The sequence below is a fragment of the Streptomyces sp. NPDC031445 genome (genome assembly GCF_055581365.1).
The window spans coordinates 1,193,399-1,213,937 of sequence record NZ_JBVIJO010000001.1 but is presented as its reverse complement, the minus strand read 5'-3'; the positions used below and the strand labels follow the sequence as shown (position 1 = coordinate 1,213,937).

The following is a 20,539-nucleotide window of genomic DNA, read 5'->3' as shown; positions in this document are numbered from 1 at the left end:
CCGGGTGCGGAGCGGGCCGGCCGACGGGCGGACCCCCGCCCGCGCCGCCGTGCCCGGTGCTCAGCCGTCGCAGACGGTCAGCAGCGTCTCCACCTCCGCCGACACCGCGTGGGCGAACCGGTCCAGGTCCGGCACGGCCACCGCGTCGGCGACCAGGCCGTAGTGCACGCGCCCGCGATACGTCGAGATCGCGACCGCCAGCGCCTGGCCGGGCGCGAGCGGGGCCAGGGGGTACACCTCGGTCAGCTCGTGGCCGCCGAGCCGCAGCCCGAGCCCGGGCAGCGGCACGCTGGTGACCAGGATGTCGAACCACAGCCGGGCCGCCTGGCCGACCAGCGGCCCGCCGAGCCGGTGGCCGAGCGCCGGCACGTGGTCGGCGAGCAGCGCGACCGCGCCGGCGCCCCGGTGGGGACCCGCGTCCTTGTTGCGGACCATCGCGGTCCGCACCGTCTCCAGACGGCCGAGCGGGTCGGGCTCGTTCACCGGAAGCCGTATCAGGTACCCGGAGAGCCGGTTGCCCTGCGGCTGGGCGGTGTGCGGGCGGCGCCGGGAGACGGGGATCAGGGCGCGCGGCGCCACGCCACCGCTGCCGTCGCCCCGCTCGTCCAGCCAGCGGCGCAGCGCGCCGGCGACGACGGCGATGAGGACGTCGTTCACGGTGCCGCCGGCGCTCTTGCGGACCCGGTGCACGTCGTCGATGTCGAGGACGACCCCGGCGGTGCGGCGGGTGCCGCTGGGCGCGGAGGTCAGCGCGGCGCACGGCCGCATGCCGAGGGTGGACCGGGCGAGCGAGGCGCCGATGTCCAGGGCCCGGCCCACGTCGGACAGCGCGTCCCGGAGCAGTCCGGGCATCCGCGCGGGCAGCCGGCGCACGTCGGAGAGCAGGCCGCGCGGCGGCTCGATCGCGCGGGGCGCCCGTTCGGGCAGGTCCACGGGGTCCAGGACGCCGGCGGCGAGCTTCAGCGCGCGCAGCCCGTCGGCGAGGGCGTGGTGGAACTTGAACAGCACGGCGAAGGACACCCCGTCCTCGCCGGGCAGCACGTGCGCCTCCCACGGCGGCCGGCCGCGTTCCAGCGGGCGCTCCATCAGCCGCCCGGCGACCGCGTAGAAGTCGTCGGTCGGGGCGTGCAGCCGTACGTGGTTCAGGGGGTCGAAGTCCGGGTCGGTCTCGCGCATGGCGCCGCCGAAGGCGAGCGGCTGCCACAGGTCGCGGATGCGCATGCGCAGGCCGGGTACGGCGGCGGCCCGGGCGGCGAGCAGGTCGGCGGCGTGCGCCCCGGCGGTGGGCGAGTGCGCGGAGAAGACGCCGAGCGCCCCGAGGTGCATGGGATGCCGGTCGGACTCCATGTTCCAGAAGGCCAGGTCGAGTGGAGCGAGCAGGTCGGAAGTCAAGGGATTGCCTTACGCATCGACGAGGGGGGCATCAGCAGTCAATCCCTGCTGGCGATTACGGTCAAGTACGATCAAGCTACGCTCAGTTAATGTCAGGTTCGGTCCCGCCGCGCGTGGGAGCGGCGGGACGCAGGCATCGGCTGAGGTCATTTCAGGACGGGCGGCGCCGCTTCGGGTGACGTACCCCACTCCGACGGGCGCGGGCCGACCGTGAAGGCGAGGGAGCGCAGGGAGCGCAGCGCGCCGGTCGTCAGATAGGTCCGGCCGTGCGGCCTGCCGTCCGTGTGCACGGCCTGGACGTAGCGGTCGGCGGCCGAGGTGCCGGGCGCGGTCACCGTCAGCCGGCCGGCGGGCCAGTGCCGGCGGTCCAGGGTGAGGTCGACGCGGTCGAAGACTGGCGTGGTCAGGCCCCAGGTGTCGTAGCCGGGCTGGACCGGGAAGAGGCCGATGGACGACAGGACGTTCCAGGCGGACATCGTGCCGAGGTCGTCGTTGCCGGTCATGCCGGTGGGGCTGTCGGTGAACAGGGTCAGCGCGGCGTGCACCACGTCGGTGGTCTTCCAGGGCTGGCCGGTGGAGAGGTAGGTGTAGGGCGCGATCAGGTCCGGCTCGTTCATCGGGTTGTACACGGCCGCGTTGTAGTAGGCGTACGGGTCGCCGTGCACCCACACCTCGCGGGCGGTCCCCTCCGGGTCCGAAAGGAGGCGGTCGTAGGCGAAGAAGGCGTCGAGGCGGGCGTTGGCCGCGCGCGTGCCGCCGATCAGACCGACCATGCCCGGGACGTCCTGCGGTACGAGCCACTGGTACTGCCAGGCCGTGCCCTCGTGGAAGCCGGTGCCGCGGGCCGGGTCGGGCGAGCCGGTGAAGGCGCCGGAGGCGTCACGGGCCCGGAAGAACCCGGTGCCGGGGTCGAACACGTTCCGGTAGTCGCGCGAGCGGGCGGCATAGCGGGCGGCGTCGTCCCCGTGGCCGAGACCGCGCGCCATCTGGGCGAGCATCGCGTCGGCGAGGGCGTACTCCAGGGTGACGGAGGCGCCGTGGTGGTAGTCCGAGTCGCCCATCTTGGCGTACGGCCGGTCCTTGACGTAGGGGGCGAAACCCCTGGCGATGTACTCGGCGTCGGCCTCCCGGCCGATGCCCGGGTACGCGGCGGGCGGCACGCCGTCGGCGTTCTTCTTCAGCGCCCGGTAGGCCCGCTCCTCGAACCCCTTGAGCAGCCCCATGTGGTACGCGGTGGTCAGGAACGGGGTGACCGGGTCACCGCTCATGATGTTCGTCTCGACCGGCCCGTAGCCCCACTTGGGCAGCCACCCGCCGTCCTCGTCGACCGCGACCACCGACCGGGCCATGTCCCGCGCCTCGCGCGGGGCGAGGAGGGCGAGCAGCTGGGCCTGGGTGCGGTAGGTGTCCCACAGCGACCAGTTCTGGTAGTAGGTGAAGCCGCGGGCGCGGTGGGTACGGCGGTCCCAGCCGAAGTAGCGGCCGTCGGCGTCGCTGCCGATGTTGGGCGCGAGGTGGGAGCGGTACAGCGAGGAGTAGAAGGTCCGGCGGAGCGTGGGCGTGCCACCGCGCACCCGGACCGCGGCGAGCCGGCGCTCCCACTCCTCGCGGGCCCGGTGGCGTACGGCGTCGAAGGCCCGTCCGCCCTCGGCGCGCAGGTTGCCGGCGGCGCCGCGCGAGTCGACGTACGACAGCGCGGTGGTCGCCTCGACCGTGCGGTCCCGGGTGGTGTCGAAGCGGACGTAGGCGCCGCCGGAACCGCTGCGGGCTCCCGGGGTGACGGTCTCGCCGTCCCAGGTGCCGTAGGCGGTGAAGGGCCGGCTGAAGCGGGTGATCGTGTACACCGTGTAGGGGCCGGTGTCCCGGCAGAAGCCGTGGCCGGTGATCTCGGTGCGCACGGTGCGGTCGTCCACGATCCGCACCGTGCTGCTCACCGGCTTGTGCAGCGACTGGGCCGCGTTCAGCAGGACGTTGGCCTTGTCGGTGGCCGGGAAGGTGTAGCGCTGGACGCCGGTGCGGGCGGTCGCGGTGAGTTCGGCGCGGATGCCGGAGGCGAGGCCGACCCGGTAGTAGCCGGGGCTCGCCTCCTCGTCGTCGTGCGAGAAGGCCGCCGCGTACCGGGCGTCGTCCGTCCGAGTGACGTCGCCGGTGGTGGGCAGCACGGGCAGGTCGCCGCCGATCCGGCAGCCGACGCCTGAGAGGTGGACCAGCGAGAACCCGCGGATACGGTTCTGCGCGTAGTCGTACCCGGTGCTGTGCCCGGTGTCCGGGGAGAGCTGCACCATGCCGAAGGGCACGGCCGCGCCGGGGAAGGTGTTGCCCTCGTTCTGGCTCCCGATGAAGGGGTTGACCAGGTCGGTGAGGTGGCCGTCGGTCCGCTCGGCGGCGCGTGCGGCGGGGGTGGCGATCAGCGCGGACGCTGCCATCACCCCGGCCAGGCACAGCCGTGTGCGCCGGGTCCCTCTCATGTCGGATGACCTCCGCAGGTTGGACGTCGTTGCCTGCATCCTGGACGGCCGACGGTGCAAACCTGGGCATTCCGAGAGGGTGATGTCGAACGCGTCGCGCCGTCGCGGCGGCTGACGCCCTGTCCGTCAGGGCACCCGCTGCCCCTTCCCCAACGCGATGACCCCGCCCTTGGACACGGTGTACAGCTCGGCGTCCCGCTCCGGGTTGACGCCGATCGTCGCGCCGGGCGGCACCTCGACGTTCTTGTCCAGCACGGCGCCGCGGACCACCGCGCCCCGGCCGATGCGGACGTTGTCGTGCAGGACCGAGCCCTGGACGACCGCACCGGGGTCGACGCGGACACCCGGGGAGAGCACCGACCGGGTGACCTGGCCGCGGATCAGGCAGCCCGCGCTGATGATGGACTCGCTCGCGATGCCGCCCGCGTTGAAGCGGGCCGGGGAGAGCTGGTAGGAGTGCGTGTAGATGGGCCACTGCCGGTTGTAGAGGTTGAACGCCGGGCGCTCGGCGATCAGGTCCATGTGGGCCTCGTAGTAGGCGTCCAGGGTGCCCACGTCCCGCCAGTAGCCCTGGTCGCGGCTGGTCTCGCCGGGCACGTGGTTGTCGCAGAAGTCGTACAGCTGCGCCTCGCCGCGCGCGGTCAGCTGGGGCAGGATCGAGCCGCCCATGTCGTGCACGGACTGGCTGTCCTCGGCGTCCCGGTGCAGTGCCTCGATCAGGACCTTCGTGGTGAAGAGGTAGTTGCCCATCGACGCGAAGATCCTGTCCGGGTCGTCCGGCAGGCCCGGGGGGTCGGCGGGCTTCTCCAGGAAGCGCTCGACGGTACGGCCGTCCGAGCCCGGGGTGATCACCCCGAAGGAGGAGGACTCCGCGCGCGGCACCCGGATGCCCGCCACCGTCACGCCCGCGCCGCCCTCGATGTGCTGCGCCAGCATCTGCCGCGGGTCCATGCGGTACACGTGGTCGGCGCCGAACACGGCCACGTACTCGGGCTGTTCGTCGTGGACCAGGTTCAGCGACTGCAGGAGGGCGTCGGCGCTGCCGAGGTACCAGCGCGGGCCGAGCCGCTGCTGGGCGGGGACCGGGGTGACGTAGTTGCCGAGCAGGCTGGACATCCGCCAGGTGGTGGTGATGTGCCGGTCCAGCGAGTGCGACTTGTACTGGGTGAGCACACAGATGCGCAGCACGTCGGCGTTGACGAGGTTGGACAGGACGAAGTCGACGAGCCGGTAGGTGCCGCCGAAGGTGACGGCCGGCTTGGCGCGGTCCGCGGTCAGCGGCATCAGGCGTTTGCCCTCGCCGCCGGCCAGCACGATCCCGAGTACGGAAGGCCCTCCACGACGCATGGCCGCTCCCCTCACCGTGGTTGAACCATCATTGCCCCGAGCGGGCCGGACTAAGCCTGCTTGAGGATCTCCTCGTACAGCCCCGCCGTGCGGCGGGCCACCGCGTCCCAGCCGAACTCCCCCACCGCGCGGGCCCGTCCGGCCTCGCCCATGCGCCGCGCCGCGTCCGGATCGCCGAGGACGGTGTCCAGGGCACGGGCGAGCCCGGGCTCGAAGTCGTCGTCCGCGTCGACCAGGAGACCGGTACGGCCGTCGTCGACCACCTCGGGGATGCCGCCCACCCGGGACGCGACGACCGGCGTGCCGCAGGCCATCGCCTCCAGGTTGACGATGCCCAGCGGCTCGTACACCGACGGGCAGGCGAACACCGCGGCGTGCGTGAGGAGCTGGATCACCTCCGTGCGCGGCAGCATCTGCGGGATCCAGAACACGCCCGCCCGCACCCGGCGCAGTTCCTCGAACAGCTCCTGGAACTCCCGGTCGATCTCGGGGGTGTCGGGCGCGCCCGCGCACAGCACGACCTGGGCGCCGGGGTCGATGTCCCGTACCGCGCGCAGCAGATGGGGCACGCCCTTCTGCCGGGTGATGCGGCCGACGAACAGGACGTACGGGCGGGCGGGGTCTATGCCGTGCCGGGTGAGCGCGTCGGTGCCGTGGTCAGGCCGGTACAGGCGGGTGTCGATGCCGTTGTGGACGACGTGGACGCGGGCCGGGTCGAGGGCCGGGTAGCAGGCGAGGATGTCGTCGCGCATGGCGCCGGAGACGGCGATCACCGCGTCGGCGGCCTCGATCGCGGTGCGCTCGGCCCAGCCCGAGAGGGCGTAGCCGCCGCCGAGCTGCTCGGCCTTCCAGGGGCGCAGCGGCTCCAGCGAGTGCGCGGTGACCACGTGCGGGATGCCGTACAGCAGCTTGGCGACATGGCCGGCGAGATTGGCGTACCAGGTGTGGGAGTGGACGAGTTCGCGGCCTTCGAGGGCGGCGGCCATGGCGAGGTCCACGGAGAAGGTGCGCAGCGCGTCGTTGGAGCCGTCGAGGACGGACCAGGACCGGTGCCGTACGACGCCGACGCCGCGGCCCTCGCCCCAGCAGTGCACCTCCAGGTCCACCAGGGCCGCCAACTCGCGGGCGAGGAACTCCACATGGACACCGGCGCCGCCGTACACATCCGGGGGGTACTCCCGGCTCAGCAGTCCCACTCGCACCCGGCAACCCCTTGGTCTCGGTGGCAGGTTCCCCTCATGGTCACCCAGATGCGGCGCCCGGGGAAGAGCGCGGGGAGGAGCGCGGCGCCGCGGTGAGGCAGCAGTCGCCGCAGAGCCCGCCGCCGGGCACCCGGTAGTACAGACAGCAGCTGCGGCGCCGGAACGCCGGACCGGTGCGGGTGCCGGTGGCGCTCAGCAGGGGGTGGGCGAAGAGGTCACCGGTGAGCGTCCGGGTGCGGGCCGCGACGTCGGTACGGCCGTGGGCGCGGGCCCAGCGGCCCAGTTCCCGGGCGGTCGCGGCGAGCGCGGAGCCCGCGTTGCCCCACAGCAGGCCCGGCGCGACGCCGTAGCGGGCCCGCAGGACCCGCGCCAGGGGCTCCAGATGACCGTGCAGCACGGTGCCGGCGAGCGTGGCGGCGTCCCCCGGCAGCGGGCGCAGCTCGGTGAGCCACAGATCGTCGGGGACGGCGGCACGGGCGTCCCAGCGCAGCAGACGCGGGTCCAGGTCGGGCAGCCGGCCGTACAGGACGGCACAGCCGAGGGCCGCCGACCACAGCCGCGCGGCCAGGCCCTGCTGGGCGAGGGAGGCGGCGACCCGGGGCTCGCCGGTCCCGAGCCGGTCCGCGACGGTGGCGACGCGCAGCGCCAGCGGATCGCGGCGGCCGGTCTCCGTGGCCGTCGCCGTGTAGCCCTCCGCGAGGGCCGGCAGCCGTCGGGCTCCGGTGCCGTCGGCGGTGCCCGGGAGGGTGCGCAGGGGGAAGAAGCCGCCGAGCGCGCGCAGGGCGGAGAGATCGGGGTCCAGGTCCACGGCAGACACTCGTACCAGGCCCGCCGCGGGCGTGATGGGGCGGGGGCCCGCCCGCGTTCACCCGCCCAGGGGATGATCAGGCCGCTGCCGTACTCCATCGGCAGTAGGACGCATTGCGTGCTCAGGTACGACGACGGGAAGCAGCCGGGCGGGCAGAGTGTTGGCCATGGCAGCCGACCGTACCCCGCGCCGGGCCCAGGACGCCCGTCGCACGCAGAGGAGACACCGATGAGCGCCCTGGCGTTGTCCGTGCTCCTGTCGGTCGTCTCCGCCCTCGCCTACGCGGGCGGAGCGATCGTGCAGGAGCAGGTCGCGGTGTCCTCCCCCGACAGCGGGTACCTGCCGCTGCGCCGGCCGGGCTGGTGGGGTGCGCTGGCGCTCAACGGTCTCGGGGGCGTGCTGCACGTCGTGGCGCTGGCCTGCGGTCCGCTCAGCCTGGTGCAGCCGCTCGGCGCGCTGACCATCGTCTTCGCACTGCCCCTGGCGGCGCTCTGCGTCGGCCGCCGGGCCGGCGCGACCGCCTGGCGCGGCGCGCTCATGGCCACGGTGGGCCTCGCCGGTCTGCTCTCCCTGGTCGGCTCCTCCTCTGGGCACTCCCTGGCCCCGGCCCAGCGGCTGGCGGTCGCGCTGGTCACCGGCGGGGCGGTGGTGGCGCTGATGTGCGCGGGCCTGGCCGCGCACCGGCACCCCGCCGTGCGCAGCGTGCTCCTCGCCACCGCCTCCGGCATAGCGTTCGGCATGTCGTCGGTGTTCACCAAGACCGTCGCCGTCGACTGGAGCGACGGCATCGCGCTGGGCGACCTGTCCTCGCTCGCGGTGATCGGGCTGTTCGCGGTCGCCGGCGTCCTGCTGTCCCAGGCCTCCTACCGGGGCGGCGGCCTCGCCGCGCCGCTGGCCACGCTGACGGTGGTCAATCCGGTGCTGGCCGCCGCGGTCGGCATCCTGTTGTTCGGCGAGACGTTCCGCTACGGCACCACGGGCACCGTGCTGGCCCTGGGCTGCGGTGTGGTGGCGGCCGGCGGCCTGATCATGCTGACGACGGAGCGGCTGACCCGCGAGACGGCCGCGGACGGGCCGGCGTCCGCCGCTTCGGCACCGGCCGGGCCCCCCGCGCGGGGAGTACCGGTGGCCGCGGAGCCGACGGGGTCCACCGCCCCCGCGCGCCCCACCGTGCCGCAGCCCCGCGAGGGCGGGGCTGCGGGTGCGGAGCGGGACGGGCGCGCGGAGACCGGCACCGGAACGGCCGGGCCGGGGGCACGCGCCGGGACGTCCGAACCGGCGTACCCCGCCGGGCCGGGCGAGCCGGCCGGCCGCGCGGGTCCGAAGGGGGCCGTGGTGGGCGTCGAGGCGGGCGTCCGTGCGGGGGCGGCCGAGGCCGTGGCCGGCGCCGGGGTGAGTGACGCGGTCGTCTCCGTGAGGGCTCCTGAGCCGGCGGCCCGCGCCACGGCAGCCGAACCGGTCGGCCGCCCGGAGCCGGTCCGACGACTCGTACCCACCGGTCCGGCCGAGGCCATGGCGCACGCCGGGCCGAGCGCCGCGGCCGTCCTGGCGGGGGCCGCCGAGCCGGGCGTGTCCGGGCTGTTGGCGTCCGGGCCGCCCGGGAGCGGCGGAGTGGCGGGCACCGACGGTGCCGGGACGGTCGCCGACGGTGTGCTCCCGGTGTCGTACGCCCCGCTGCCCGCGGGCGTGGCCGTACCGCTGCCGGTGCCGTTGCCGGCCCTGCACCGTACCCGCGTCAGATCCTGACGCCTCCGGCCCGGAGGTAGGCGAGCGGGTCGATGTCCGAGCCGAACCCGGGCCCGGTGCGCACCTCGAAGTGCAGGTGCGGGCCCGTCACGTTCCCGGTGGAGCCGGAGCGGCCGATGCGCTGGCCCGCGCTGACGCTCTGGCCGTCGCGCACGGCGATGGCCGACAGGTGGGCGTACTGGGTGTAGCGGCCGTCGGCGTGCCGGATCACGACCTGGTAGCCGTACGAGCCGCCCCAGCCCGCGGCCACCACGCGCCCGGTCGCCGCCGCCTTCACGGAGGTGCCGGTCGGCACGAGGAAGTCGACGCCGGTGTGGTAGCCCTTCGACCAGTGGGAGCCCGCCACGTGGTACCCGGTGCCGACGGACGCGGTGACCGGGGCGACGAGCGCGTGCCGGGTCGTCGGCGGCGTGTGGTGGGTGGCGGGGTGCTCCGAAGGCGCCTTCCTCCTCGGTGCCTTGGAGGGCGCGGAGCGGGTCGCGGTGCCGTCCAGGCTGAGCCGCTGCCCCGGGATGATCAGGTCGGGGTCGGCGCCGATCGTGGTGCGGTTGCCCGCGTACAGGGTGTGCCAGCCGCCCGTGACGTGGTGGTCGCCGGCGATGCCGGAGAGGGTGTCGCCGTGCACCACGGTGTACATCTCGGCCCGGCCGGCCCGGGACTGCGGGGTCGTCTGCGGCCGCACGTCCTTGACGGAGCCGGAGTGGGCGGAGGCGGAGTGCGCGGAGCCGGTCTTCGCGGGGCGCGTGGCGCTGGTCTCGGTGTGCACGCCGGGGGCGGGTCCGCCCCGGGTCAGCCCGGCCTGCCCCGAGCACACCGGCCAAGCGCCGGGACCCTGCCCGTCGAGGACCTTCTCGGCGACGGCTATCTGCTCGGCTCTGGTGGCCAGGTCGGCGCGCGGCGCGAACCGGGCGCCGCCGTACGCCTCCCAGGTGGACTGGGTGAACTGCAGTCCGCCGAAGTAGCCGTTGCCCGTGTTGATGCTCCAGTGGCCGCTGGACTCGCAGGCGGCGACCTTGTTCCAGGTCGCCACGTCGGCGGCGTTCGCGGTGCCGGCGGCGACCAGCGGGATCGCGAGGCCGGCACCGCCCGCCGTGACGGTGAGTGAGGCGCGGTTGATCCTGTTCGGCTGGTACCGGCGGTGCCGGCCGCGTACGGCCATGTCCGAAATCCCCTCGGCATGCGTCAGGAGCGGCAAAAGTAAGCGCCACGAACTGGCCATGACAAGACAGGAATTCGGCCTCCCGTGCGACCCAAGTGGCCGGGAACGGCCCCTGCTTGATCCGCCGGGCCGGTCAGTGAGGCGGACGGCGGTCCCGCTGCGTACCCATGCCTGGCGGGTCGGATGTGCGCTCGCCGTAGCGGCACGTCAGGATGGGCAGGGACCCGTACTGACGGAGCCGTAGTACACGAGGTAACAGGGAGCAGGCGGTATGAGCACTTCAGCGCAGATCGGCGTCACGGGCCTCGCGGTCATGGGCCGCAACCTCGCGCGGAACTTCGCGCGCAACGGCTACACGGTCGCCGTGCACAACCGTACGGTGTCGCGCACGAAGGCGCTGGTGGAGGAGTTCGGGAACGAGGGCGACTTCGTCGCGGCCGAGACCGCCGAGGAGTTCGTGGCGGCCCTGGAACGTCCGCGCCGGCTGGTCATCATGGTCAAGGCGGGGCAGCCGACGGACGCGGTGATCGAGGAGTTCGCCCCGCTGCTGGAGCCCGGCGACATGATCATCGACGGCGGCAACGCGCACTTCGCCGACACCCGGCGCCGGGAGCGTGAGCTGCGCGAGCGGGGCATCCACTTCGTCGGCGCGGGCATCTCCGGCGGCGAGGAGGGCGCGCTGCACGGCCCGAGCATCATGCCGGGCGGTTCGAAGGAGTCGTACGGGTCGCTGGGCCCGATGCTGGAGAAGATCTCCGCGAAGGCGGAGGACGGCGCGCCGTGCGTGACGCACGTGGGCCCCGACGGCGCCGGGCACTTCGTGAAGATGGTCCACAACGGCATCGAGTACGCCGACATGCAGCTGATCGGCGAGGCGTACCAGCTGCTGCGCGACGTCGCCGGGTACTCCCCCGCGCAGATCGCGGACATCTTCCGCACCTGGAACACCGGCCGGCTGGACTCGTACCTGATCGAGATCACCGCCGAGGTGCTGTCCCACGTGGACGCGGCCACCGGCAAACCGTTCGTGGACGTCGTGGTGGACCAGGCCGAGCAGAAGGGCACCGGCCGCTGGACGGTGCAGATCGCGCTGGACCTCGGTGTTCCGGTGTCCGGCATCGCCGAGGCGGTCTTCGCCCGCTCGCTGTCCGGCCACGCGCCGCTGCGGGCCGCTTCGCGGGACCTGGCCGGCCCGAAGCCGTCGCCGCTGGGCGAGTCGGAGGCGGCCGCCTTCGCCGACCGGGTGGAGCAGGCGCTGTACGCGTCCAAGATCGTGTCGTACACGCAGGGCTTCCACGAGATCGCCGCGGGCAGCGAGGAGTACGGCTGGGACATCGACCTGGGGGCGGTGGCCTCGATCTGGCGGGGCGGCTGCATCATCCGGGCCGCGTTCCTCGACCGCATCCGCGCGGCGTACGACGCCCGGGCCGACCTGCCGAGCCTGTTGTCGGACGAGACGTTCGCCCGCGAGATCGCCGAGGCGCAGGACGACTGGCGGGAGGTCCTGGTCGCGGCGACCCGGCAGGGCGTGCCGACGCCGGGCTTCGCGGCGGCGCTGGCGTACTACGACGCACTGCGGGCGGAACGGCTGCCGGCGGCGCTGACGCAGGGGCAGCGGGACTTCTTCGGTGCGCACACGTACCGGAGGGTGGACCGGGAGGGCACGTTCCACACGCTGTGGGGCGGGGACCGCACCGAGGTGACCGCGTAGCGCGGCGCGGTTCGACGGGCACGTTCGTCTCGGCCGTACGTCCCGGTACCGCCCCGCGCCCGGGAGGAGCCCGGCGCCCCTCATGGTGCGGGCGCCCGGCCCCTCCCGTGTCTCAGGTGAGCGGAGGCCCCGGCTCCGGGCTCGGTACGGGCTCCGGGCCCGGCGGGATGGGGGAAGGGGACGGCTCCGGTGGGCCGGGGTGGGGCGGCGGCGGGCTCGGGGCGGGCCCCGGTGGGGGTGGCGTGGGCTCCGGGACCGGTTCCGGGGTCGGCACCGGGCTCGGGTACGGATCCGGCGGGGTCGGGCCCGGACCCGGTGTCGGGCCCGGCGGTACCGGGTCGGGATGCGGGTTCGTCATGCTGTCCTCCGGGCAGTCACGGGACGTCGCCTCTGGACTACTCCCCCGCCTACCCGGCGACCGCCCGGCCACTCACCCGACGGCAGCACCGAACGGGTCCGGGCGGGTGGCCGTCGGTACGGTCGCGGGGGCGTTCCCAGGGAGCCGGCCGGGGTGGCACTCGCTCACGGAGGGACGGGCCCGAGTGCGACGGCACGCCGCGAGACGGACGCGGGGGCGCCGCGCGCTCGGACCGGCCCGGGTCGGTGGGCCCGGCTGGGCCGTCGCTCGATCAGAAGCGGTCAGGGTGGGCGCGCAGCCAGTCCTTCGCGGCCGACAGCAGCCGGGGGTCGGCCGGCGGGGCCGCCTCGGGGTGGCGTTCGGCCCACGTCACGACGTACGGGCAGAGCGGGGCCACCGGGACGCCCTCGCGCTCGGCGAGGGCGTACAACGCGCGGGCGAGCGATCCGGCGATGCCCTTGCCCTCGTGGGCGGGCTCGACGATCGTGTGGACGGGGACCAGGGCGCGCTCGGGCGTCTCCAGGACGAAGTACTCGATACGGCCGACGACTTCACCGTCGCCGACGGCCTCCAGGCGGCCCGCCGCCCGGTCGTCGCGGATCCCGGTCTCGCTCACGGGCACGCACGCTCCTGGTCCTCGTCCGGGTCAGGCTCCTACGGCCTGCGGGCTGCGCTGCTGGTCCGAGCCGGGCACCGGCTCGGACGGATCGGCGCCGAGGGACACGATCCGGTTGCCGGCGTCGACGTGCACGATCCGGGGCCGCAGCGCGCGCGCCTCCGCGTCGGTGACCTGGGCGTAGCTGATGATGATCACGAGGTCGCCGGGGTGCACGAGGTGGGCCGCGGCCCCGTTGATCCCGATGACCCCGGACCCGCGCTCACCCTCGATGACGTACGTCTCCAGCCGGGCGCCGTTGGTGACGTCCACGATGTGCACCAGTTCCCCGGGCAACAGGTCGGCGGCGTCGAGAAGATCCGCGTCGATGGTCACCGATCCCACGTAGTGCAGGTCGGCCTGGGTGACGGTGGCTCGGTGGATCTTGGACTTGAACATGGTGCGCAGCATGTCGAACTCCTGAAAGACGGCTCCCTGCCTGCTTTGTGCAGGTCAAGGGCGGTCTTCACTGTACACCGGCACGTGTCGGAGCCGATGTTCGCGACCACGCCGACATGGCCCGCGCCATCGCCTCCTTATGGCTTCTCGTCACCTCGTCGTCCGCCCTTCGTCACGCGAGCCATGCGGACTCCTTGTGACGTATGCGTGGGGAGACGTCCGAGTGGCCCGCGACAGCCGGCGTGCCCGTGGTGCCGGGTACCGCCGAGTGCCCCAGGTGCCGGTGCACGAAGTGGATGGCCATCGCGCCCTCGCCGGCCGCGGAGGCCACCCGCTTCACCGAGCCGCCGCGGACGTCCCCTACCGCGAAGACCCCGGGCAGGCTGGACTCCAGCGTCATGCACGAGCGCCCGCGGCCGTGCCACACCTCGGGGCAGGCGCAGGCTTCCTGGGCCTCCGGCCCGGTGAGGACGAAGCCGCGGGAGTCGAGGGCGATGGTGCCGGCGAGCCACTCGGTGTGAGGTTCGGCGCCGGTGAAGACGAACAGGCTCCGTACCGCGAGCCGGCGGTGCCCGCCCGTGCGGTTGTCGACCACGTCGAGTTCCTTGAGCACTTCCTGGCCGATGACCTCGGTGACCTCGGTGTGCAGCATGACCTCCACCCGTGGATGGCGCTCGACCTGGTCGACCAGGTAGCGGGACATGTTGGCCTCGAGGCTGGCTCCTCGGACCAGCAGGTGCACCTTCGGCGCGTACCCGGCGAGGAACAGCACCGCCTGGCCCGCCGAGTTGCCTCCGCCGACGACGGCCACCGGGTCGGTGCGGCACCGCTGGGCCTCGTAGACGGTCGCCGAGTAGTGCACGCTCGTTCCCTCCAGGCGTTCGATGCCGGGCACCTGGAGCCGGCGGTAGCGGGCACCCATGGCCAGGACGACGGCGCGAGCGGCGATCTCGCTGCCGTCGGCGAACGCCACGACATAGTGGTCGTCGTCCTTGCGGTGGAGACCGGTCGCCTCCAGTGGAAGGCTGATCCCGGCGCCGAACTTCTCGGCCTGGAGCACAGCGCGTTCGGTGAGTTCGGCGCCGGAGATGCCGGAGGGGAAGCCGAGCAGATTCTCGATGCGGGACGACGTGCCGGCCTGGCCGCCGGCGGCCATCGCCTCCACCACCGTGGTGCTCAGACCCTCGGAGGCGGCGTACACCGCGGCAGCGAGGCCGGCGGGTCCGGAGCCCACGATGAGGACGTCGCCGTGACGGTTTCCGGCGGGCAGTGACGGCAGGCCGATGAGCCGGGCCAGTTCCGCGTTGCTGGGGTTGCGCAACAGGGTGGTGTCCCGCCAGATGACCAGTGGTGTCTCCGCCGGGCCTACGCCGAAGCGGCGCAGCAGCTCCTCGGCCTCCTCGTCGGTCTCCAGGTCGATCCAGCGGTGCGGCAGCCGGTTGCGGACGGCGAATTCGCGCAGCCGTCTGGTGTCGGGCGAGTAGCGCGAGCCGATGATGCGGAAGCCGGCGCCCTGTCCGACGAGCAGCGCGCGGCGGCACAGACAGGCGCGCAGCACGACGTCGCCGATGGCGGAGTCCTGGGACACCAGGCGGCGCAGCTGGTCCAAGGAGACGACGAGGACCTCGCCGGGCTCCCTGGCGACGGCGGTGTAGAAGGCCACTTGTCCGTACAGCAGGCCGAGTTCGCCGATGAAACGACCGGGGCCGTGCACGCGCAGCACGTGCTCCTCGGCAGTGCCGTGGTCCTCGACGACGGCGACGGTACCGCTGAGGACGACGAAGAACGTCTCGCAGCGCTCCCCCTCCCGGATCAGCACGTCGTTCGCAGCCGTGGTCCGGCGTTGCCCGTGCTCCGCCAGACGTGCTATCTGGTCCTCCGTGAGGCGCGGGTACGCGCCGTAGACGTCCGGGGTCTCCCGGAAGGCGGCCTCGTCCGGTTCCGCGCCCGGCAGCGACTGGTCGCCGGACATCAGACGAACGCCTCGTGAACGAAGCACCAGCGCCATTCCTCGCCGGGCTGGAAGGACTGCACGATCGGATGGGCGACGGCAGCCGCGTGCTTGCGCGCGTGCTCGTTCGGCGAGGAGTCGCAGCAGCCCACGTGCCCGCAGGTCAGGCAGAGCCTCAGGTGGACCCACGGGGAGCCGAGCATCAGACACTCCTGACACCCTTCTGGGGTCAGCGGCTGGACCGGCCGGACAAGCGCGAGGTGGGGGTCTGCGTGCAGGGTCATCCGGATCACCCTTTCCGGGTGGTGATCGACTGTTCCACCCACTGGCGCAGAGCGGGGGCGGGCGCCGCCCCCGCCTGCCGGGCGACCGTCTCGCCCCGGTCGAGGATCAGCAGTGTCGGTACGGCCTGGACCTCGAAACGCCGCGACAGCAGCGGGTTCTTGTCGACGTCGACCTTGACGAGCTTGATCCGGCCGGCGAGATCGGTGGCGACCTTCTCCAGTGCGGGGCTGACCATGCGGCAGGGGCCGCACCAGGTGGCCCACAGGTCGACCACGACGGGGACGTCGGCCCGCTCGGCGACCTCGGTGAAGTCGCCGTCGCCCGCGTCCACCATCCACGGCAGGGGCCGCTTGCAGTGGCCGCACCGGGGGCGGCCCTCCGCGGCCACGGGCACCCGGTTGGTGCGCCCGCAGTGGGGGCAACTGACGGTCGTCGCCTGCATCGTGCTCATGCCGCCCGCGCTCCTTTCACGTCCTCGGGCCGGTCGTAGGTGACCACCAGCTCTCCGTGTTCGGCGTCGACGCGGACCGTCGCGCCGTCCTGGACGTCACCGCGCAGCAGGGCGCGCCCGACCATCGTCTCGACCGCGTGGGAGATGTAGCGGCGCAGCGGCCGGGCACCGTACACCGGGTCGTAGCCCTGGTGGGCGATCAACTCCCGGGCGGCGTCGGTGAGTTCGACGGTGATGCGGCGTTCGGCGAGCCGGCGGCGCAGCTCGTCGAACTGCAGCTCCACGATCCGCTCGATCTGCCGTTCGCCGAGCGGCTTGAACAGCACGATGTCGTCGACGCGATTGAGGAACTCCGGGCGGAAGTGCCCGCGCAGCTCGCCCATCACCAGGGCGCGGGCGTCCGGCTTGATCTCGCCCTCGGCGGTGGCGCCGTCGAGGAGATGCTCGGAGCCGATGTTCGACGTCATGATGATCACGGTGTTGCGGAAGTCGACGGTGCGGCCCTGGGAGTCGGTGATGCGGCCGTCGTCGAGGACCTGCAGCAGGGTGTTGAAGACATCGGTGTGCGCCTTCTCGATCTCGTCGAACAGCACGACCGAGTACGGCTTGCGGCGTACGGCCTCGGTGAGCTGGCCGCCTTCCTCGTAGCCGACGTATCCGGGTGGTGCGCCCATGAGCCGGCTGACGGTGTGCCGCTCCTGGTACTCACTCATGTCGAGGCGGACCATGTTCTCCTCGGAGTCGAACAGGGCCGCCGCGAGGGTCTTGGCCAGCTCGGTCTTCCCGACGCCGGTGGGGCCGAGGAAGATGAACGAGCCGATGGGGCGGCGCGGGTCGCGGATGCCGGAGCGGGCGCGGATGATGGCGTCGGCGACGAGTCTGACGGCCTCGTCCTGGCCGATGACGCGCTCGCGCAGGATCTCGTCGAGGCGCAGCAGCTTCTCGCGTTCGCCCTCCTGGAGACGGGCGACGGGGATGCCGGTCCAGGCGGCGACGATCTCGGCGATCTCCTCCTCGGTGACGACCTCGCGCAGCAGCCGGTTCTGCCCTTGTTTGGCGGCGAGTTGCTCCTCCTCGGCCTTCAGCCGGCGCTCCAGGTCCCGGAGGCGGCCGTAGCGGAGTTCGGCGGCGCGGTTGAGGTCGTAGGCGCGTTCGGCCTCCTCCGCCTCGTGGCGGACCTGCTCCAGTTCCTGGCGTAGTTCCTGCACGCGGCGGATGGCCTGCCGTTCTGCCTCCCACTGGGCGTGTTTGGCGTCTGCCTCGCCGCGCAGGTCGGCCAGTTCCTTGCGCAGTTCCTCCAGACGAGTTCTGCTGGCGGCGTCGGTCTCCTTGGACAGGGCCGCCTCCTCGATCTCCAGGCGGGTGACGCGGCGGGTGATCTCGTCGAGTTCGGCGGGCATCGAGTCGATCTCGGTACGCAGCCGGGCGCACGCCTCGTCGACGAGGTCGATGGCCTTGTCGGGCAGGAACCGGTCGGTGATGTAGCGGTGGCTGAGGGTGGCCGCGGAGACCAGTGCGGTGTCCTGGATCTTCACGCCGTGGAAGACCTCGAGGCGTTCGCGCAGTCCGCGCAGGATGGAGATGGTGTCCTCCACGCTCGGCTCGTCGACCAGGACCTGCTGGAAGCGGCGTTCGAGGGCGGCGTCCTTCTCGATGTGCTTGCGGTACTCGTCGAGGGTGGTGGCGCCGATCATGTGGAGTTCGCCGCGGGCGAGCATCGGCTTGAGCATGTTGCCCGCGTCCATGGCGCCTTCGGCGGCGCCCGCGCCGACGACGGTGTGGAGTTCGTCGACGAAGAGCAGGATGCGTCCCTGGGCGGCCTTCACCTCGGCCAGTACGGCCTTGAGGCGTTCCTCGAACTCGCCGCGGTACTTGGCGCCGGCGACCAGGGAGCCCATGTCGAGAGCGAACACCGTCTTGTCGCGCAGGCCCTCGGGGACGTCGCCGCGAACGATGCGCTGGGCCAGGCCCTCGACGATGGCGGTCTTGCCGACACCGGGATCGCCGATGAGGACGGGGTTGTTCTTGGTCTTGCGGCTGAGGATCTGGGTGACGCGACGGATCTCCGCATCACGGCCGATGACCGGGTCCAGCCGCCCGGACCGAGCCTCGAGGACCAGGTCGCGGCCGTATTTCTCCAGAGCCTCGTAGGCCACTTCGGGGTTGGCGGAGGTGACGCGCTGGTTGCCGCGGACCTGGGTGAGCGCGCTCAGGAACGATTCCCGGGTCACGCCGTGCTCCTTGAGCAGGCGTCCGGCGGCGGTCGCCGAGCCCTCCTCGGCCAGGGCGAGCAGGAGGTGCTCCACGGACACGTACTCGTCCTTGAGGCGCCCGGCCTCCCGCTCGGCGGCATCGAGCAGGCGAGAGAGGCGCTGAGTGACGAAGACCTGGCCGGGTGCCGCGCCGGGACCGGTGACCTTCGGGCGGCGGGAGAGCTCCTCGCGCACGGCCGCGCGCAGCTCCTTCGGCTCGGTGCCGGCCTGTTGCAGCAACCGCGGGATCAGACCGTCCTCCTGATCGAGAAGCGCGAGCAGCAGGTGTTCCCCGTCGACCTCGGTCTGCCCCATGCCGACGGCCGCGCTCTGGGCCTCGTGAAGGGCTTCCTGGGACTTCTGGGTGAGACGGTTCATGTCCATGGGGGTGTTTCACTCCTCGTGCCGCGGCCGCGCAGGGCGGCTTCGAGCAGGCTGATGCGGTCGAGCAGGTCGAGCACCAGCCCGATGGATGCGTAGTTGAGGCAGAGTCCGGTGCGCAGCCGCTGGATACGGGCGAGAACCGCCGGGGCCGTGGGACTGAACACCAGTCGCCCCGCAGAGTCGCGTTCCGCGTCGACCAGACCGAGGGCGACGAACCGGCGGATCAGATCGGGGTGGAGGCCCGAACGAAGGGCCACGGCGGCCAGGGAGAGCCTGGGGACGGGTACGAGCGCGTACCGGACAGCCGTCGAGGCGGTGATGTCGGCGCCCGTTCGTACCGGACGGGCGCCCACGCCGGCCCGGCCGATGCCTCCCGCTCCCGCGGGTCGGTCGTTCATCGCGTCCTCCTGGGGTCGAACGAGGAAGTGGCGGCGAGTTCCTCGAACAGTTCGCGCTCCCGGTCGCCGAGGGCGGGAGGCACCATGACGCGAAGTTCGGCGTACAGGTCGCCGTTCGCGCCCCGCGGGTTCGGCATGCCCTCGCCGCGCAGCCGCAGCCGACGGCCGCTGGACGAGCCCGCGGGCACCGTGACCTTCGCCGTGCCGCCGCCGGGCGTGGGCACCGGCACGGTCGCACCCAGGGCCGCCTCCCACGGGGCGACCGGGAGCTGGACGTGCACGTCACGGCCGTCCAGCCGGAACCGGGGGTGGGGCTGGACGCGCACCCGCAGGTACAGGTCGCCCGCGCCGGCGTCACCACTGCCCCGGCCACCCTCGCCCGCCAGCCGGATGCGCTGCCCGTCGGTGACGCCCGGCGGCACGTCGACCTCGTACCGCCTCGGCTGCCCGCTGGGGCCGGCGAGTGTGACGGTGCGACGGCCGCCTCGGTACGCCTCCTCGACGGTGAACGGCAGTTCCGCCTCCTGGTCCGCCCCGGGGACGCCGCCTCGGGCGGCGCCGGCTCCGAACATGGAGCCGAGCAGATCCTCGATGTCGATGCCCTCCGCTCCGAAGTCGTCGCCGAAGCCGGTGGAGTACCGGACACGAGGGCCGCCCGCGCCCGCGGTCCTCCGAGCGCGGAAGCCGCCGCCCGCTCCGGCGGCGACCCGTTCGTCGAAGTCCTCGGGGATCTTGCGGAAGTCCTCGCCGAAGCGGTCGTAGCGGGCCCGGGTCCTGGGATCGGACAGGACGCTGTATGCCTCGTTGAGGTCTTTGAAGCGCTCCTCCGCCCCGGGGTCCTTGTTGACGTCGGGGTGATACGTGCGGGCGAGTTTGCGGTATGCCTGCTGGATCTCGTCCTGGCCCGCGGTCCGCGACACGCCCAGCACCTCGTAGAAGTCCCGTGCCATGACCGGTCACTCCCGCTTCGCGACCGTCACGGCGGCGGGCCTGAGCTGCCGTTCGCCGTCCCCGTAGCCGGGGCGCAGCACCTCGGCGACGGTGCCCGGCGGGGTGTCGGGGTCCTGGACGACACCGACCACCTCGTGCCGGGCCGGGTCGAAGGGGACGCCGCTCTCCGCGTGCCGCGGGTAGCCGAGCAGTTCGAGGACGTTCACCGCCTGGTCGCGTACGGCCCGGACGCCCTCCACGATCGCACCCGGATCGGCGCCGGCATGGGTCAGGGCGAGTTCGAGGTTGTCGAGGACAGGCAGGAAGGCGGCCGCCGTGCGGGACCGCTCCGCCGCCCGTTCGCGCTCCAGTTCCCTGGCGTGACGCTTGCGAAGGTTGTCGAGGTCGGCGAGCGCGCGCCGCCAGCGGTCCTCCAGTTCCCTGATCGCGGTCGTGTACTCGTCCTCGGCAGGCGCGGGGCCGGCGGCATCGGGTCCCGGTTCGCTGTTCGCCGCTTCGGGCCGGGGCGGGCCCGGTTGGGGCAGATCCCCGCGAGGGCCAGGTCCGGCGCCTTCCGGGACCGGTGCGCCCGGATCCGACGCGGCCCGGTCGGGTTCCTGGGGGTGGATGGGCATGGCGCGCC

At 73.2% G+C, this 20,539-nt stretch carries 17 protein-coding genes; 2 read left to right on the top strand and 15 right to left on the bottom strand.

The genetic code is table 11. The annotated features are described in order from the left end of the window. Positions 1 to 60 precede the first annotated feature (60 nt). The 5 genes from ACZ5DC_RS05120 to ACZ5DC_RS05100 all read right to left on the bottom strand — a co-directional run bounded on the left by ACZ5DC_RS05120 (position 61) and on the right by ACZ5DC_RS05100 (position 7,217). Complete coding sequence (locus ACZ5DC_RS05120; protein WP_468649485.1) at positions 61 to 1,392, bottom strand: wax ester/triacylglycerol synthase family O-acyltransferase; 1,332 nt, start codon at positions 1,390 to 1,392, stop codon at positions 61 to 63. 146 nt (positions 1,393 to 1,538) lie between these two features. Next, on the bottom strand, positions 1,539 to 3,860 hold the full coding sequence (locus ACZ5DC_RS05115) for a GH92 family glycosyl hydrolase (RefSeq protein ID WP_468649483.1): 2,322 nt from the start codon (positions 3,858 to 3,860) through the stop codon (positions 1,539 to 1,541). A 126-nt stretch (positions 3,861 to 3,986) separates the two neighbouring features. Further along, positions 3,987 to 5,207, bottom strand: a complete 1,221-nt coding sequence (gene glgC, locus ACZ5DC_RS05110) for a glucose-1-phosphate adenylyltransferase (RefSeq protein ID WP_468649481.1) — start codon at positions 5,205 to 5,207, stop codon at positions 3,987 to 3,989. Between the two features lie 50 nt (positions 5,208 to 5,257). Beyond that, complete coding sequence (glgA, locus tag ACZ5DC_RS05105) at positions 5,258 to 6,409, bottom strand: glycogen synthase (RefSeq protein WP_468649479.1); 1,152 nt, start codon at positions 6,407 to 6,409, stop codon at positions 5,258 to 5,260. Between the two features lie 40 nt (positions 6,410 to 6,449). After that, positions 6,450 to 7,217: a (2Fe-2S)-binding protein gene (locus ACZ5DC_RS05100; protein WP_468649938.1), complete on the bottom strand. Its 768-nt coding sequence runs from the start codon at positions 7,215 to 7,217 to the stop codon at positions 6,450 to 6,452. Positions 7,218 to 7,445: 228 nt separating this feature from the next. On the opposite strand from ACZ5DC_RS05100, the gene ACZ5DC_RS05095 reads away from it, so the two are divergent. Next, positions 7,446 to 8,963 carry a DMT family transporter gene (locus tag ACZ5DC_RS05095; protein WP_468649477.1) on the top strand — a complete coding sequence of 506 codons (1,518 nt, stop codon included), beginning with the start codon at positions 7,446 to 7,448 and terminating at the stop codon, positions 8,961 to 8,963. On the opposite strand, the gene ACZ5DC_RS05090 is transcribed toward ACZ5DC_RS05095, so the two are convergent. After that, positions 8,953 to 10,122 carry a transglycosylase family protein gene (locus tag ACZ5DC_RS05090; RefSeq protein ID WP_468649475.1) on the bottom strand — a complete coding sequence of 390 codons (1,170 nt, stop codon included), beginning with the start codon at positions 10,120 to 10,122 and terminating at the stop codon, positions 8,953 to 8,955. The genes ACZ5DC_RS05095 and ACZ5DC_RS05090 overlap by 11 nt on opposite strands. A gap of 271 nt (positions 10,123 to 10,393) precedes the next feature. On the opposite strand from ACZ5DC_RS05090, the gene gndA reads away from it, so the two are divergent. Further along, entirely contained in the window at positions 10,394 to 11,833 is a 1,440-nt protein-coding gene (gene gndA / locus ACZ5DC_RS05085) for an NADP-dependent phosphogluconate dehydrogenase (RefSeq protein ID WP_468649473.1), read from the top strand. 629 nt (positions 11,834 to 12,462) lie between these two features. On the opposite strand, the gene ACZ5DC_RS05080 is transcribed toward gndA, so the two are convergent. The 9 genes from ACZ5DC_RS05080 to ACZ5DC_RS05040 form a co-directional block, all read right to left on the bottom strand. Further along, on the bottom strand, positions 12,463 to 12,807 hold the full coding sequence (locus tag ACZ5DC_RS05080) for a GNAT family N-acetyltransferase (protein WP_468649471.1): 345 nt from the start codon (positions 12,805 to 12,807) through the stop codon (positions 12,463 to 12,465). A 30-nt stretch (positions 12,808 to 12,837) separates the two neighbouring features. Beyond that, on the bottom strand, positions 12,838 to 13,257 hold the full coding sequence (gene panD / locus ACZ5DC_RS05075) for an aspartate 1-decarboxylase (RefSeq protein ID WP_468649469.1): 420 nt from the start codon (positions 13,255 to 13,257) through the stop codon (positions 12,838 to 12,840). Between the two features lie 160 nt (positions 13,258 to 13,417). Beyond that, positions 13,418 to 15,217 carry an FAD-dependent oxidoreductase gene (locus ACZ5DC_RS05070; RefSeq protein ID WP_468649467.1) on the bottom strand — a complete coding sequence of 600 codons (1,800 nt, stop codon included), beginning with the start codon at positions 15,215 to 15,217 and terminating at the stop codon, positions 13,418 to 13,420. Then, positions 15,217 to 15,480: a UBP-type zinc finger domain-containing protein gene (locus ACZ5DC_RS05065; RefSeq protein ID WP_468649465.1), complete on the bottom strand. Its 264-nt coding sequence runs from the start codon at positions 15,478 to 15,480 to the stop codon at positions 15,217 to 15,219. Before ACZ5DC_RS05065 ends, ACZ5DC_RS05070 begins: the two co-directional genes overlap by 1 nt. 5 nt (positions 15,481 to 15,485) lie before the next feature. Then, a complete protein-coding gene (gene trxA / locus ACZ5DC_RS05060; RefSeq protein ID WP_468649463.1) occupies positions 15,486 to 15,932 on the bottom strand; it encodes a thioredoxin in 447 nt (148 codons plus the stop codon). Next, positions 15,929 to 18,568 (bottom strand): ATP-dependent chaperone ClpB, encoded by a 2,640-nt coding sequence (gene clpB / locus ACZ5DC_RS05055; protein ID WP_468649461.1) that lies wholly within the window; start codon positions 18,566 to 18,568, stop codon positions 15,929 to 15,931. The genes trxA and clpB overlap by 4 nt, the downstream gene beginning before the upstream one ends. Beyond that, on the bottom strand, positions 18,559 to 18,966 hold the full coding sequence (locus ACZ5DC_RS05050; RefSeq protein WP_468649459.1) for a chaperone modulator CbpM: 408 nt from the start codon (positions 18,964 to 18,966) through the stop codon (positions 18,559 to 18,561). The genes clpB and ACZ5DC_RS05050 overlap by 10 nt, the downstream gene beginning before the upstream one ends. Next, positions 18,963 to 19,916 (bottom strand): DnaJ C-terminal domain-containing protein, encoded by a 954-nt coding sequence (locus ACZ5DC_RS05045; protein WP_468649457.1) that lies wholly within the window; start codon positions 19,914 to 19,916, stop codon positions 18,963 to 18,965. Before ACZ5DC_RS05045 ends, ACZ5DC_RS05050 begins: the two co-directional genes overlap by 4 nt. Positions 19,917 to 19,922: 6 nt before the next feature. Further along, positions 19,923 to 20,531: a nucleotide exchange factor GrpE gene (locus tag ACZ5DC_RS05040; protein WP_468649455.1), complete on the bottom strand. Its 609-nt coding sequence runs from the start codon at positions 20,529 to 20,531 to the stop codon at positions 19,923 to 19,925. Positions 20,532 to 20,539 lie beyond the last annotated feature (8 nt).

Coding starts and splice junctions, on each gene's coding strand:
- ACZ5DC_RS05045 (WP_468649457.1), bottom strand. CDS start 19,916: ATGGCACGGGACTTCTACGAGGTGCTGGGCGTGTCGCGGACCGCGGGC.
- panD (WP_468649469.1), bottom strand. CDS start 13,257: ATGCTGCGCACCATGTTCAAGTCCAAGATCCACCGAGCCACCGTCACC.
- glgC (WP_468649481.1), bottom strand. CDS start 5,207: ATGCGTCGTGGAGGGCCTTCCGTACTCGGGATCGTGCTGGCCGGCGGC.
- gndA (WP_468649473.1), top strand. CDS start 10,394: ATGAGCACTTCAGCGCAGATCGGCGTCACGGGCCTCGCGGTCATGGGC.
- ACZ5DC_RS05065 (WP_468649465.1), bottom strand. CDS start 15,480: ATGACCCTGCACGCAGACCCCCACCTCGCGCTTGTCCGGCCGGTCCAG.
- clpB (WP_468649461.1), bottom strand. CDS start 18,568: ATGGACATGAACCGTCTCACCCAGAAGTCCCAGGAAGCCCTTCACGAG.
- ACZ5DC_RS05095 (WP_468649477.1), top strand. CDS start 7,446: ATGAGCGCCCTGGCGTTGTCCGTGCTCCTGTCGGTCGTCTCCGCCCTC.
- ACZ5DC_RS05040 (WP_468649455.1), bottom strand. CDS start 20,531: ATGCCCATCCACCCCCAGGAACCCGACCGGGCCGCGTCGGATCCGGGC.
- ACZ5DC_RS05090 (WP_468649475.1), bottom strand. CDS start 10,122: ATGGCCGTACGCGGCCGGCACCGCCGGTACCAGCCGAACAGGATCAAC.
- ACZ5DC_RS05050 (WP_468649459.1), bottom strand. CDS start 18,966: ATGAACGACCGACCCGCGGGAGCGGGAGGCATCGGCCGGGCCGGCGTG.
- ACZ5DC_RS05070 (WP_468649467.1), bottom strand. CDS start 15,217: ATGTCCGGCGACCAGTCGCTGCCGGGCGCGGAACCGGACGAGGCCGCC.
- ACZ5DC_RS05115 (WP_468649483.1), bottom strand. CDS start 3,860: ATGAGAGGGACCCGGCGCACACGGCTGTGCCTGGCCGGGGTGATGGCA.
- trxA (WP_468649463.1), bottom strand. CDS start 15,932: ATGAGCACGATGCAGGCGACGACCGTCAGTTGCCCCCACTGCGGGCGC.